Origin of the sequence: Nocardioides massiliensis (genome assembly GCF_030811215.1) — a bacterium.
GTDB lineage: Bacteria > Actinomycetota > Actinomycetes > Propionibacteriales > Nocardioidaceae > Nocardioides_A > Nocardioides_A massiliensis.
The window spans coordinates 612,335-625,604 of sequence record NZ_JAUSQM010000001.1 but is presented as its reverse complement, the minus strand read 5'-3'; the positions used below and the strand labels follow the sequence as shown (position 1 = coordinate 625,604).

General features: G+C 72.3%; 14 protein-coding genes. 11 read left to right on the top strand and 3 right to left on the bottom strand.

What is annotated here, in order from left to right; genetic code table 11:
• The first annotated feature begins 11 nt into the window (after nucleotides 1-11).
• The 5 genes from J2S59_RS03260 (at nucleotide 12) to J2S59_RS03240 (ending at nucleotide 6,097) form a co-directional block, all read left to right on the top strand.
• On the top strand, nucleotides 12-2,342 hold the full coding sequence (locus J2S59_RS03260; protein WP_306824802.1) for a molybdopterin cofactor-binding domain-containing protein: 2,331 nt from the start codon (nucleotides 12-14) through the stop codon (nucleotides 2,340-2,342).
• A gap of 28 nt (nucleotides 2,343-2,370) precedes the next feature.
• A complete protein-coding gene (locus tag J2S59_RS03255; protein ID WP_068120897.1) occupies nucleotides 2,371-2,880 on the top strand; it encodes a (2Fe-2S)-binding protein in 510 nt (169 codons plus the stop codon).
• A gap of 129 nt (nucleotides 2,881-3,009) precedes the next feature.
• Nucleotides 3,010-4,602, top strand: coding sequence for an amidophosphoribosyltransferase (gene purF, locus J2S59_RS03250; RefSeq protein ID WP_306824801.1), 1,593 nt, complete (start codon nucleotides 3,010-3,012; stop codon nucleotides 4,600-4,602).
• 70 nt (nucleotides 4,603-4,672) lie between these two features.
• Nucleotides 4,673-5,752 carry a phosphoribosylformylglycinamidine cyclo-ligase gene (gene purM, locus J2S59_RS03245; RefSeq protein ID WP_068121712.1) on the top strand — a complete coding sequence of 360 codons (1,080 nt, stop codon included), beginning with the start codon at nucleotides 4,673-4,675 and terminating at the stop codon, nucleotides 5,750-5,752.
• A gap of 84 nt (nucleotides 5,753-5,836) precedes the next feature.
• Nucleotides 5,837-6,097: a DUF3073 domain-containing protein gene (locus J2S59_RS03240; protein WP_370871456.1), complete on the top strand. Its 261-nt coding sequence runs from the start codon at nucleotides 5,837-5,839 to the stop codon at nucleotides 6,095-6,097.
• Nucleotides 6,098-6,278: 181 nt separating this feature from the next.
• Here the strand turns inward: J2S59_RS03240 and J2S59_RS03235 are convergent, their stop codons facing one another.
• A complete protein-coding gene (locus tag J2S59_RS03235) occupies nucleotides 6,279-6,497 on the bottom strand; it encodes a BldC family transcriptional regulator (RefSeq protein ID WP_068123406.1) in 219 nt (72 codons plus the stop codon).
• A 229-nt stretch (nucleotides 6,498-6,726) separates the two neighbouring features.
• On the opposite strand from J2S59_RS03235, the gene J2S59_RS03230 reads away from it, so the two are divergent.
• Together J2S59_RS03230 and J2S59_RS03225 are read left to right on the top strand one after the other, a co-directional pair.
• A complete protein-coding gene (locus tag J2S59_RS03230; protein ID WP_246360523.1) occupies nucleotides 6,727-7,896 on the top strand; it encodes a Glu/Leu/Phe/Val family dehydrogenase in 1,170 nt (389 codons plus the stop codon).
• Complete coding sequence (locus J2S59_RS03225) at nucleotides 7,893-8,711, top strand: crotonase/enoyl-CoA hydratase family protein (protein ID WP_068123402.1); 819 nt, start codon at nucleotides 7,893-7,895, stop codon at nucleotides 8,709-8,711. The genes J2S59_RS03230 and J2S59_RS03225 overlap by 4 nt, the downstream gene beginning before the upstream one ends.
• A gap of 21 nt (nucleotides 8,712-8,732) precedes the next feature.
• On the opposite strand, the gene J2S59_RS03220 is transcribed toward J2S59_RS03225, so the two are convergent.
• A complete protein-coding gene (locus tag J2S59_RS03220) occupies nucleotides 8,733-9,332 on the bottom strand; it encodes a TetR/AcrR family transcriptional regulator (protein WP_181642436.1) in 600 nt (199 codons plus the stop codon).
• A gap of 32 nt (nucleotides 9,333-9,364) precedes the next feature.
• Here J2S59_RS03220 and J2S59_RS03215 point away from each other — a divergent pair, with 32 nt between their 5' ends.
• The 3 genes from J2S59_RS03215 to J2S59_RS03205 all read left to right on the top strand — a co-directional run bounded on the left by J2S59_RS03215 (nucleotide 9,365) and on the right by J2S59_RS03205 (nucleotide 11,743).
• Complete coding sequence (locus J2S59_RS03215) at nucleotides 9,365-10,069, top strand: PaaI family thioesterase (RefSeq protein WP_068123397.1); 705 nt, start codon at nucleotides 9,365-9,367, stop codon at nucleotides 10,067-10,069.
• Between the two features lie 49 nt (nucleotides 10,070-10,118).
• Nucleotides 10,119-11,222: an FUSC family protein gene (locus J2S59_RS03210; protein WP_181642435.1), complete on the top strand. Its 1,104-nt coding sequence runs from the start codon at nucleotides 10,119-10,121 to the stop codon at nucleotides 11,220-11,222.
• A gap of 107 nt (nucleotides 11,223-11,329) precedes the next feature.
• Nucleotides 11,330-11,743 carry a hypothetical protein gene (locus J2S59_RS03205; protein ID WP_068123392.1) on the top strand — a complete coding sequence of 138 codons (414 nt, stop codon included), beginning with the start codon at nucleotides 11,330-11,332 and terminating at the stop codon, nucleotides 11,741-11,743.
• Here J2S59_RS03205 and J2S59_RS03200 read toward each other — a convergent pair.
• The gene (locus tag J2S59_RS03200) at nucleotides 11,730-12,296 is read right to left on the bottom strand and encodes a flavin reductase family protein (protein ID WP_220138562.1); all 567 of its coding nucleotides are present in this window, start codon (nucleotides 12,294-12,296) and stop codon (nucleotides 11,730-11,732) included. The genes J2S59_RS03205 and J2S59_RS03200 overlap by 14 nt on opposite strands.
• A gap of 101 nt (nucleotides 12,297-12,397) precedes the next feature.
• On the opposite strand from J2S59_RS03200, the gene J2S59_RS03195 reads away from it, so the two are divergent.
• Nucleotides 12,398-13,258, top strand: coding sequence for an alpha/beta fold hydrolase (locus tag J2S59_RS03195; RefSeq protein WP_068117736.1), 861 nt, complete (start codon nucleotides 12,398-12,400; stop codon nucleotides 13,256-13,258).
• Nucleotides 13,259-13,270 lie beyond the last annotated feature (12 nt).

The window sequence follows — 13,270 nt, the reverse complement described above, 5'->3', positions numbered from 1 at the left end:
GGAGGCCGCCCGTGACCGCTCCCCACCCGATCGTGCCGCCCGCCGGCCCTGCGGAGGGCGTCGGGATGCCCGGCACCGACCGCCGCCGGTTCCTCGGGTACGTCGTCGCCGGGGCGACGCTGATCACCGCGGCCGACTTGGCCCTCGGCATGCCGGGCGCCCAGTCCACGGTGACCGCACCGCAGCCGGCGGAGCTCTACGACCTCAACGACCTGCTCACCCATGCCGCCCTGGCGACCTCGAACCTCATCGCGATCCAGATCCATGACGACGGGACCGCGTCGTTCGCGCTGCCGCGCATGGAGGTCGGGCAGGGGATCACCACCTCGACGGCGATGATCATCGCCGAGGAGCTCGACATCGACGTCGCGCAGGTCCGGGTGTCGCTGGCCGACGCGCGACCCGAGCTGGTGTTCAACCAGCTGACCGGCGGGTCCAACACCACCATCTCGACGTTCACCCCGATCCGGGTCGCCGCCGCCATCGCCAAGGGAGCCCTGCTCGACGCGGCCGCGCGTTTGCTCGGCGACAACCTCGACCAGGTCCGGATCAAGGGCGAGGGGATCATCGAGGGGCTGACGGGCTCGATCACCTACGCCGAGCTCGCCCGCGAGGCCGCCAGCGACACCACGCGCCAGGTCGGCGTGCTGCTGAAGCGGCCGGAGAAGTTCACGGTGATCGGGACCCCGCAGAACCGCATCGACGCCCGTGCGGCGGTCACCGGGCAGAAGCAGTTCGCGATGGACCTCGAAGTCCCCGGGGCGCTGCCGACGATGGTCTGTCGCCCGCCCACGCTCAACGGCAGACCGATGGCCCTGCGCAACCGCGACGCCGTGCTGACGATGCCGGGCGTCACCCACGTCGCCGAGGTGCCGACCGGGTACGCCGTGCGCGCCGAGACCTTCGGGCAGTGCATCGACGCCGTCCGGGCCATGGACGTCGAGTGGCAGGACGGGCCGCTTGTGCAGCAGTCCGACGGCGACGTGCGCGGTCACCTGCGCGCCGCGCAGCTGCCGTTCGTCGTACCTCCGCTCGGGAAGACGGTCGAGCACGAGTTCACCTTCTGGTTCCGCGGCAACTCCGCACTGGAGCCGAACTGCGCGATCGCCGACGTGCGGAAGGACTCGGCGGAGATCTGGGGCGGGTTGAAGTCGCCGGTCGTGGCGCAGGAACAGATCGCGTTGACAGTCGGACTGCCGATCGACAAGGTGCGCGTGCATGTCGTCCAGGGCGGTGGGTCGTTCGGCCGCAAGCTGTTCTTCGACGCGGCGCTCGAGGCCGCGCAGATCTCGCGCGCGATGGGCGCGCCGGTCAAGCTCATGTGGCACCGAGCCGACGACGCCCGCCAGGGTCGGACCCACCCGATGGTGGTGTCGAAGGTGCGGGCGTCCTACTCCGGCAAGCAGGTCAACACCTTCGAGCAGCGCAACTGCAGCGTCCGCACCGACTTCACCCATGGCCTGGGCGAGATCATCACGCGGTTTGCGGCGCAGCTGCCGGTCGCCGGCAACTATGCGTTCGCGCAGACGGTCTTCCTGCTCACCCAGGAGCTCGGCTACAACTTCGGCGTCGTCGACCAGCTGCTCAGCGAGGTCGACCTGCCGTTCAACACCGGCAGCATGCGCAACATCTACTCGCCAGACACGCGCTGCGCGGTCGAGCTGACCGTCGACGACCTGGCGCGCCGGATGGGGGAGGATCCCTACGCGTTCCGGTTGCGCACCGCGCGCTCACCGCGCACCAAGGCGGTGCTGGAGGCCGTGGGGGAGGCGGCCGAGTGGGGCAAGCCGATGCCGGCCGGGACCGCCCAGGGCGTTGCGATCCACAAGGAATACAAGGGAGTCACCGCCTGCGTCGTGGAGATCGACTGCCGCCCCGATACCGTGAATCGGCGGATCCGCAACGCGGTGACCGGACCCCGGGTGACCCGGGCGACCTTCGCCGTGGACGCCGGGCTGGTGGTCAACCCGCGCGGGCTGGAGGCGCAGATGCAGGGCGGCGTCATGGATGGCATCGCCCTCGCCCTGACCTCGAGCCTGCACTTCCGCCAGGGCCGGTTCCTCGAGGCCAGCTGGGACAACTACTTCTACACGCGGCACTGGAACGCCCCGCCCGAGATGCAGGTGGTCATCGTCGACAACGACGTCACCCAGCCCGGTGGCGCCGGGGAGGCCGGGGTGGCCGCGAGCTTCGCGGCGGTGGCCTGCGCCTACTGGCGTGCGACCGGTGGCCCGATGCCGACCAGCTTCCCGATCAACCACCAGACGCTGTCGTTCGAGCCCAAGCCGTTCGTCCCGCCCGTCCCGGCCTCGCCGACCGACGGCCGCGACCACACCTACTGACCACCACCGAGCGAGCACAGGAGCCCCCATGTCGACAGTCCCCACCGTCACGCACACCTTCCTCGTCAACGGCCGCCGCGTGCAGGTCGACTCCGAGTCCGACGTCCGCCTGCTGTGGGTCCTGCGCGACCGGCTCGGCATCACCGGACCGAAGTACGGCTGCGGCATCAACGTCTGCAAGGCCTGCACCTCCCATCTCAACGGCCGCGCCTTCAACCCCTGCGCGGTCCGCGTCGGCGACCTCGGTCCCGACGACGAGGTCACCACGATCGAGGGACTCCCGGACGCCCCCGACGCCGGTGGCGCCGAGGACCCCGACCTGCACCCGATGCAGGAGGCTTGGATCGCCCAGGACGTCGCCCAGTGCGGCTACTGCCAGCCGGGCCAGATCATGGCCGCGGTCGCCAAGGTCCGCGCCGCCCGCCGCGAGGGCCGCGACATCACCGACGCCGACATCGACGAGATCCGCAACATCTGCCGCTGCGGCACCTACTTCCGCATCCGCGAGGCCATCAAGGACGGCGCCCGCCGGATGTGAACGGCCCCGGGCAGTTTCACCGCCCGTCGAACGACACGCCCGCTCGTCGTACGAAACTGCCCGGCGTGTCGGGCAGGAACGTTAGTCGGGCGGTGAAACTGCCACCCCTCCTCCGTCTACACTGCAGGTGTGCCTAGCGATGCGCGCCGCCGTGGCGGCGATGGCCACCTGTCCCACGACCTCGACCCCACCGACCGCAGTCCGCAGGACGCCTGCGGCGTGTTCGGCGTCTGGGCGCCCGGTGAGGACGTCGCCAAGCTCACCTACTACGGCATCTACGCCCTGCAGCACCGCGGGCAGGAGTCGGCCGGCATCGCCGTCGGCAACGGCCGCCAGATCCTCGTCTACAAGGACATGGGCCTGGTGTCGCAGGTGTTCGACGAGGCGACGCTGGAGTCGCTCAAGGGGCACGTCGCGATCGGGCACGCGCGCTACTCCACGACCGGCGCCAGCACCTGGCACAACGCCCAGCCGACCTTCCGGCCGACCTCCACCGGCTCGATCGCGCTGGCCCACAACGGCAACCTGACCAACACCGGCGATCTGGCCGACCTGGTCGCCGACCTCCCGCTGTCGGCTGGCGAGCTCGACATCCCGCGCCGGGGGGTGGAGGAGTCGACCAACGACACCAGCCTCGTCACCGCGCTGCTGGCCCACGACCGCGACGGCGCCACGCTCGAGGAGCGCGCGCTCGAGGTCCTCCCGCAGGTCCGCGGGGCCTTCTCGTTCGTCTGGATGGACGAGACCGCGTTGTACGCCGCACGCGACCCGCAGGGCGTCCGGCCGCTCGTGATCGGCCGGCTCGAGCGGGGATGGGTCATCGCCTCGGAGACCGCAGCGCTCGACATCGTCGGCGCCTCGTTCATCCGCGAGGTCGAGCCGGGCGAGCTGGTGGTGGTCGACGCGGACGGCCTGCGCACGCAACGGTTCGCCGAGGCGAAGCCGAAGCACTGCCTCTTCGAGTTCGTCTACCTCGCCCGGCCCGACACGTTGATGAACGACCGGCGCGTGCACAGCGTCCGCGTCGAGATCGGCCGGCGCCTGGCCCGGGAGTTCCCCGCCGACGCCGACCTGGTGATGCCGGTGCCCGAGTCGGGCACCCCCGCCGCAATCGGGTACGCCGAGGAGTCCGGCATCCCCTACGGCACCGGCCTGGTGAAGAACTCCTACGTCGGGCGTACCTTCATCCAGCCCTCGCAGACGATCCGCCAGCTCGGCATCCGGCTCAAGCTCAACCCGCTGCGCGACGTGATCGACGGCAAGCGGCTGGTGGTCGTCGACGACTCGATCGTCCGGGGCAACACCCAGCGCGCCCTGGTGCGGATGCTGCGCGAGGCCGGCGCCCGTGAGGTGCACGTGCGGATCTCGTCGCCGCCGGTGAAGTGGCCGTGCTTCTACGGCATCGACTTCGCGACCCGCGCCGAGCTGATCGCGACCGGCCTCGCCGTCGACGAGATCTGCCGCTCGATCGACGCCGACTCGCTGGCCTACATCTCCCTGGAGGAGCTCACCGAGGCCACCACCGTCCCCGCGGCGAAGCTGTGCCGTGCGTGCTTCGACGGCGAGTACCCGATCCCGCTGCCCGAGGAGCGCCACCTCGACAAGTACCGCCTCGAGGTCCGCGACGAGTCCGCCCACAACGGCTCGCTGCGCACCGACGTCGACGGCCTGATCTCCTCGCTCACCGGCGGCGGGGCCACCGACGCCCTCGACCGTCCCTGACCGGCCGACCAAGCCGACGAACGCGCCGCCGACCCGTGCTGTCCGACCCTGACCTGTGGAGCCGTTGCCGATGACCGACCAGAACGCGCCCGGCGCGACGTACGAAGCCGCCGGCGTCAACATCGAGGCCGGTGACCGCGCCGTCGAGCTGATCAAGGTCTGGGTCGACAAGGCGCGCCGTCCCGAGATGGTGGGGGGCATCGGCGGCTTCGCCGGGTTGTTCGACGTCTCGGCGCTCAAGAGCTATGACCGTCCGCTGCTGGCGACGTCGGCCGACGGTGTCGGCACCAAGGTCGCGATCGCGCAGGCGATGGACAAGCACGACACCATCGGCTTCGACCTCGTCGGGATGCTCGTCGACGACCTCGTCGTGTGCGGCGCGGAGCCGTTGTTCCTCACTGACTACATCGCCACGGGCCGTGTGGTTCCCGAGCGCATCGCGCAGATCGTCAAGGGCATCGCCGAGGCCTGCGTGGTGGCCGGGTGCGCGCTGCTCGGGGGGGAGACCGCCGAGCATCCTGGCCTGCTGGGGCCCGACGAGTACGACGTCGCGGGCTCGACCACCGGGGTGGTCGAGGCCAGCCAGCTGCTGGGGCCGGGCCGGGTTCGTCCGGGTGACGCGATCGTGGCGATGGCCGCCTCCGGCCTGCACTCCAACGGCTACTCGCTGGTGCGCCATGTCCTCCTCAACGAGGCCGGCTGGGAGCTCGACCGCGACGTCGCCGAACTCGGCCGGACCCTCGGTGAGGAGCTGCTCGAGCCGACCCGGATCTATGCCAAGGACTGCCTCGAGCTCGCCCGCGCCACCGAGGTCCGCGTGATGTCCCACGTGACCGGGGGTGGGCTGGCGGCCAACCTCGCCCGGGTCATGCCCGAGGAGCTCGCCGCCACGATCGACCGGTCGACCTGGCAGCGCCCGCCGGTCTTCGAGCTCGTGCGCGAGGTCGGCAACGTCGCCGAGCCCGACCTGGAGAAGACCCTCAACTGCGGCGTGGGCATGGTCGCGGTCGTTGCCGCGGAGGACGCCGACCGCGCGGCCGCGCTGCTCACCGCACGCGGCGTCGAGTCCTGGGTCTGCGGCGAGGTCTCGTCCGCCGGCGCCGACCGGGCGCCCGGCTCGGTCACCCTGGTGGGCGCGCACCGCAGCTGACCGACCGCGTTCGAGGGCCCCGGTGTCGGCCGGGGCCACGCCCTGGGCTCCCCGCGTGCGGGATCGCCCACCGACCAGGTACGGTTGAGCCAGGACGAATTCGATGAGGAGTCCGGTCGCGCGGTGAGCCGCGACGCCGGCCAAGTGTGCGAGGGGGTCGGACCCATGGGGCGCGGCCGAGCGAAGGCTAAGCAGACCAAGGTGGCGCGCGAGCTGAAGTACCGCTCTCACGAGACGGATCTCAGTGCGCTCGCCCAGGAGCTGCAGCATGGGAAGGTGCGCTCCGAGGAGCGCGACACCGACGAGCGTGATCCCTGGTCGGACGACGCCGACCGGCGCGACTGACCCCGCGCACATCACGGCAGGGGCGGATGTCCGCCCCACCACGCTCAGCACGCGACGCCCGACACCACCGTGCAGGCGGTGACGGGCGTCGCGTCGTGCTGAGAACGTGCGCGACCCTGCGGGCCGTCGAGGTGTGGCGCCGACCGCCTGACCCGGCTCGCGCCAGGCGGTTCAGGTCGGGTCAGACCTGGTCGTCCGCCGCCCGCTGCTCGGGGATCATCCCGGCGAGCAGCTCGCGCACCTCGGACTCGCGGTAGCGCCGATGCCCGCCGAGGGTGCGGATCGAGCTGAGCTTGCCCGCCTTCGCCCAGCGGGTGACCGTCTTGGGGTCGACGCGGAACATGGCCGCGACCTCGGCCGGGGTCAGCAGCGGCTCGGACTCCACCGGTCGCATGCTCATGCGGTCCTCCTCGTGTCACGCCAGGCACCCGCCCGGCTGCGACGAGTGTGGCACTGTCCACTGATAGGCACAGCCCGAATCGCCAACTTGGTGACGGGTGTGACGCAGCGAGCCCTTTGGGACGGGATGACCCGTTTTCTTCTAGGGTGGATGTGGCCGACGCCACACCCTGGGCGCGGCTGCCGATCCGCACCCGCCCACCCCGCGGGCTGACCCGAAAGGTCGTCACATGACCACGACACCCACCCTGACGCGCTGCGCCGACCCTTCCACCAGGGCGTCCGGCTCCGGCGTCTTCGACCTGGCCGCCGCGCACGAGCAGCTGACCTTCTGCGTCGACGAGGCCACAGGCCTGCGCGCGATCGTCGCGATCCACTCCACCGCGCTCGGTCCCGCGCTCGGTGGCACCCGGTTCTTCCCGTACGCCGACGAGCAGGCGGCGATCGCCGACGTCTGCGACCTCGCGCGCGGCATGACCCTCAAGGCAGCGCTCGCCGGTCTGGACCTCGGCGGCGGCAAGGCCGTCATCCTCGGTGACCCGCGCGCACTCAAGTCCGAGGCACTGCTGCGCGCCTACGGCCGGTTCGTCGAGTCGCTGGGTGGGCGCTACTACACCGCCTGCGACGTCGGCACCACGAGCGCCGATATGGACCTGGTCGGCCGGGAGACCGGGTTCGTCACCGGTCGCACGGTGGAGGCCGGCGGGTGCGGGGACTCCTCGGTGCTGACGGCGTACGGCGTCTTCCAGGGGATGCGCGCCGCGGCCGAGGCCACCTGGGGCACCCCGAGCCTCGACGGGCGCACGGTCGGCGTCGCCGGGGTCGGCAAGGTCGGCTCGCACCTCGTCGGCCACCTGGTCGGCGACGGCGCGCGGGTCGTGGTCGCCGACGTGGCGCCCGAAGCAACGGCCGCGGTCGTGGCCGCGCACCCCGAGGTGCAGGTCGTCGCCAGCACGGCCGAGCTGGTCGCGTCGCCGCTCGACGTCTACGCACCCTGCGCCCTCGGGCACGCCCTCACCGACGACGTGGTGGACGCATTGTCGGCCCAGGTCGTGTGCGGCGCCGCCAACAACCAGCTGGCCCGACCGGGCATCGACCAGCGGTTGCACGAGCGCGGGATCCGCTACGCACCCGACTTCTGCGTCAACGCGGGCGGGCTGATCCAGGTCGCCGACGAGCTGCGCGGCTTCTCGTTCGAGCGCGCGAAGCAGCGCGTCACGGGCATCTTCGCAACCACCCAGCAGGTCTTCGCGCTCGCCGAGCAGGAGCGCACCACCCCGGCGCACGCCGCCGACCTGCTCGCCGAGGAGCGGATCCGGGCGTTGGGCGGCTGCGGGGGATCTGGCTGCCGCGTTGAACCCGGACCCGGAGGCCCGGCGGCTGCCAGACTGCGTCCATGACGAGCGCCGAGCGTCCTGACGACCCCGCCACCGCACTGCCGGTCTCGGTGGCGCGCCGCGGGCCGGTGACGATCGTGCAGATCGACCGGCCCGCGGTGCGCAACGCGGTCGACCGAGCGACCGCCGAGGCGCTGCACGAGGCGTTCGTCGCGTTCGACGCCGACCCCGACGCGCGGGTCGCCGTCCTCACCGGTGCCGGCGGCACCTTCTGCGCCGGCGCCGACCTGCACGCGGTTGCCGACGGGCGCGGCAACCGGGTCGCGCCCGATGGCCCCGGCCCGTTGGGCTGCACGCGGCTCCGGCTGTCCAAGCCCGTGGTGGCGGCGATCGAGGGGTACGCCGTCGCGGGCGGCCTCGAGCTGGCGCTGTGGTCCGACCTGCGGGTCGTCGCCGACGACGCGATCCTGGGCGTGTTCTGCCGACGCTTCGGCGTACCCCTGATCGACGGCGGGACCGTGCGGCTGCCGCGGCTGATCGGCCAGTCGCGGGCCCTGGACCTGATCCTCACCGGTCGCGAGGTCCGGGCCGACGAGGCGCTCGCCATCGGCCTGGCCAACCGGGTCGTGGCGTCGGGCACGGCGCTCGACGCCGCGATCGCTCTCGCCGAGGACCTCGCCGCGCTCCCACAGACCTGTCTGCGCCACGACCGGCTCGCGGTGCTCGAGCAGTGGGGGCTGTCCGAGCAGGACGCGCTGGCGGTCGAGCACGCCCATGGCGTCGTGTCCCTCTCTGACGACGGGCCGGAAGGCGCCATCGCGGGTGCGTCCCGGTTCCGCGACGGCGCCGGTCGGCACGGCGAGCCCGACCCGGTGTGAACTCGGCCGTCTGGGCACGGATCAGTCCCGCGCCAGCTCCGCAGCGAGCATCCGCGCCAACATGGCGCGGGCCTCGGGCTCGTCCACCTGGCCGACGAGGAGCCGGTGCACTGCCATGCCCTGCAGGGTCGCGTGCAGCAGCCGGAAGGTACGCCGCACCGTGGTGCGGTCAGCCGTGGGGAACAGCGCCGCCCAGTGCGCCTCCTGCTGCTCGAGCGCCGCGAGCAGGACGGCGCCGGGGACGAGCTGGTCCTCCTGGCCGAGCGCGAGTGTCAGCTGCAACGACATGAGCTCACGCTCGGGCGTGAGGTAGGCCCCGAGCACCTCGAGGAACGCGTCCACACGGGCGGCCGGGGCGAGGTCGGCGGGCACGGTGGAGGCCGCCAGGTGTGCGGCGAGATCGGCGGAGAACTGCGTGAAGACCTCCCGCAGCAGCTGACGACGATCGCCGAAGTGGTGCTGGAGGACTCCGCCGGTGACGCCGGCGGCGGAGGCGACCCGGCGCCAGGTGACCGCGGCGTACCCCTCGTGGGCGAGCAGCTCCGCGGTCGCGTCCAGCACCCGTCGTCGCGTCGCCGCACCCCGGGCGGTGGGCGCAGACGAGCTGGAGGAACCGACCATCACCCAACCATATCGTTCGCTATGGTGAGTCGGTGACCACCGACGTGCAGACCGGCGCCCCCGAGCCCACCCTCGAGCAGCTCACCTGCGAGGACCTCGAACGCGAGATCGCGTTGTACGAGCCGCTCACCGACGCCGTCCGCGCGCTGATCGACGCCTCGGTGCGGACCGAGGTCGACGCCGAGGTCGTCCGCGACGTCACCCGCGTGCTGCAGGAGCAGGCCAGTCGGCTGCGCGAGCGTCAGACCCCCGGCGCGTACGGCGTGCGCTGGACGAGCCTGGGCGGTCGACGGGCGTGGGGCAACGCCGTGGTCGGTCGCCGCAACCCGATCGCGCCCCCACTGCGGCTGCAGGTGGGTGACGACGGTTCGGTGTCGGCGGAGTTCCACCTGGGTGCGGCGTACGAGGGCCCGAACCACCTGACCCACGGCGGGATCGCGGCGCTCGTCCTCGACCAGGTGCTGGGTGCCGCGGCCGAGGTCGCGGGCGCGCCGGGGATGACGGGGACGCTGACGCTGCGCTACGTCCGGGCGACGCCGCTGGGTGACCTGCGGGTCGAGGCCAAGGCCGTCGAGACCGTCGGCGTGAAGACGATCGTGCGCGGGACCCTGTCGGGACCCGACGGCCCGTGCGTCGAGGCCGAGGGGATCTTCCTGCTGCCGGCGGCGGTGCGCGCCTACTTCGAGGAGCACAGCCGCGCCATCGGCTACGACCCCACGACCTACCCCGAGCTCTGACCCGCGCCCGGGGGTGTCAGCGCCGACACCCACCGGGTAGGCGGAGGGCATGGAGAGGGAGACGGGCGCCGGGGGGCGGGCCCGGCATCGGTGGCGGAGCCTGGTCGCGGCAGCGCGCCGACCCGACGTGCAGACCGAGCTGGTCCAGATCGTCAAGACGGTGGTGGCCACCGTGCTCGCCTTCTGGCTGGCGACGGACGTCTTCGACCTCGCCCAGGCGTTCCTCGCCGCCTGGGTCGCGCTGCTGACCGTCCATGCCACCGTCTACCGCACCTTCTGGCGGGGGGCGCAGTCCGTCATCGCCGCCGGGGTCGGCATCCTCGTGTCGTTCGGCGCGGTCCAGCTGCTCGGCATCGGCATGCTCTCCCTGGCCGTCGCGGTCCTCGCCGGGTTGCTGATCGCGAAGACCCCGCTGATCCGGCAGGAGGGCGTCACAGTCGCCACGACGGCGGTCTTCGTCATCACCGCGGGCTCGGCCGACCAGGAGGTGCTCCTCCTCCATCGCTTCCTCGACACCGCTATCGGGGTGGCGGTGGGGCTGCTGGTGAACGTCGTGATCCGCCCGCCCCTCGACGACCGGGTCGCCGAGGGGGCGATCGACGAGGCGTTGGCGTCGTTGAGCGACCTGCTCAGGCGCATCGGCGACGACTTCGAGCGGCCGGTCTCGATGGAGGAGGTCGGCAGGTGGCTGGAGGAGACCCGCGCGATCGACGCCGCGGTCGACCGGGCGGAGGGTCAGCTGTCGTTCGCCCGCGAGAGCCAGTGGGCCAATCCCCGTCGGCGGCGATCGCCCTGGACGATCGACGTCGACCTCGGAGCCCAGCTGCTCGACCGGCTCGAGGACGGCGTTGCCCACGTGCGCGCGATCGCGCGCGCCGTGGCCGAGGCGGTCGAGCGCGAGCAGGAGTGGGACGCCGAGTTCCGCCGCCGGTGGACCGCACTGGTGGTCGAGGTCGGTGCCTGGGTCGCGGAGCCCGACGCGGCGACGGAGCCGCTGCTCGAGGAGATCGGCGAGCTGACCCGCGCGTTGTCGGGTGATGCCCTCCCCGAGCTGCACTGGCCGGTGTACGGCGCGCTGCTGACCGCGCTCGGCAACGTGGTCGGCATCCTCGGCGAGATCAAGGTACGCCGCGACCAGCTCGCGGCACCGTGACCCTTCGCAGCGAGGAGGGCTCAGGCGGATGCAACCGGCCGCTGACTCACGGCGTCTTGGTGGTGCAGCCGGACGGACCGGCTGCACCGTCCGAGAAAGAACCCGCCATGTCTCCTCGCCTCCCCACCCCTCGTCTCGCCCGTGTCCTCGCCGGCGCCGTCGCCCTCGGTGCGCTCTCGCCAGTCGCCCTCACCCTCGCGCCCGCCCACGCCTGCGCCTGCCCGGACGAGGGCATCGCCGTCCTCGCGCCGAGCAGGACCGTCTCCTCCGGGGAGCAGTTCCGCGTCAAGGGCGTGTGGATCCAGTCCGGCAAGCCGGCTGCCGGTCGCACCGTCAAGGTCCAGGCCCGCCGCGACGGCCGCTGGCACACCCTCAAGGGCGCGGTCGTGACCGCCCGCGCGAACGGCGAGTTCGGCGTGCGCCTCGTGCTGCAGCAGAAGGGCGTCCGCGTGCTGCGCGTGCTCGGCGTCGTGCCGGACGGCCCGGACGTGAAGGACCGCTTCCGCGTCACCGTCGGGTGAGCGCACCAGGGCCCGGGATCCCCGGGACGTCGTAGCTGCCGCGGAAATACACCAGCGGTCCGGCGTCCTGGGGGGTCTCGAGCTCGCGGACGGCCCCGATCACCACGTGGTGGTCGCCGGCGGTGTGGACGTCGTCGATCTCGCAGTGCACCCGCGACAGCACCCCGGGCAGGCTCGGCGTCTGCCACCGCGACATCGACCAGGCGAGGCCGTCGTAGCGCCGTCCGTCGCGCGAGCCGAAGCGCGAGCACAGGTCCCTCTGCTCGGCGCTGAGGACGTTGGCGGTGAAGCGGCCCGCGCGACGTACCCGCGCCCACGACCGCCCGCCGCGGTCGGCGCAGAAGAGCACCAACGGCGGATCCAGAGAGACCGATGCGAAGGACTGGCAGGCGAACCCCACCGGCTCCCCGTCGTCCACCGCGGTGATGACCACGACGCCCGTCGCGAAGCGACCGAGGGCGGCACGCATGGCCGACGCGGTGACGGGGGCACTGACCGCAGAGGCGGTCGGGGAGGCTCCGGGCACGAGGTCGACGTCGGCGGTGGCAGTCACTCCAGGACCGTAGGCGCGGGGTCGGTCGGGTGCGGCGAGGTGGTCCCAGCCATCGAGACCGCTCACGAGGGGGGTCGCACCGGCCTCCCTACGGTGCCGTCATGACCGCGATCACACACGAGGACACCCTGCGCGAGCTCGACGTCGCCGGCCGGACGCTGCGCTACCACGAGGCCGGGGACGGCCCGCCGCTGCTGATGCTGCACGGCTCGGGACCGGGGGTGACCGGCTGGCGCAACTTCGCGGGCAACCTCGAGCTCTTCTCCCAGCACTTCCGCTGTCTGGTGCTGGAGTTCCCCGGGTTCGGCGTCAGCGACGCCACCGACCAGCACCCCATGGCTGCGGCGCTGCCCGCGGTCCCGGCGTTCCTCGACGCCCTCGACCTGGACCAGGTGGCGGTGATCGGGAACTCGATGGGCGGCATCGTCGGTGCGCGCTTCGCGATCGAGCAGCCCGAGCGGGTGAGCCGGCTCGTCACGGTGGGCGGCCTCGGCCGCAGCATCTTCTCGCCGTCTCCGGGTGAGGGCATCCGGCTGCTGATCGACTTCACCGAGGACCCCACGCGCGAGAAGCTCGTGCGCTGGCTGCACTCCATGGTCTACGACCCTGCGATCGTCACCGAGGAGATGATCGAGGAGCGCTGGGCCCAAGCCACCGACCCGGAGACGCTCGCCGCCGCCCGCCGGATGTATGGCCGCGGGGTGCTCGAGGGCGCCGCCCGGGCGGCCGAGGCGTCGCCCGAGGCGCCGTACTGGGCCCTGCTGCACCGGATCAAGGCGCGCACCCTGATCACCTGGGGACGCGACGACCGGGTGAGCCCGCTCGACATGAGCCTCGTGCCGATGCGCACGATCCGCGACGTCGAGCTGCACGTGTTCCCCAACTGTGGGCACTGGGCGATGATCGAGCAGAAGGCCGCCTGGGAGAGCACCGTTCTCGCCTTCCTCACCCGCCGGGACTGAGCCCCGCCGGCT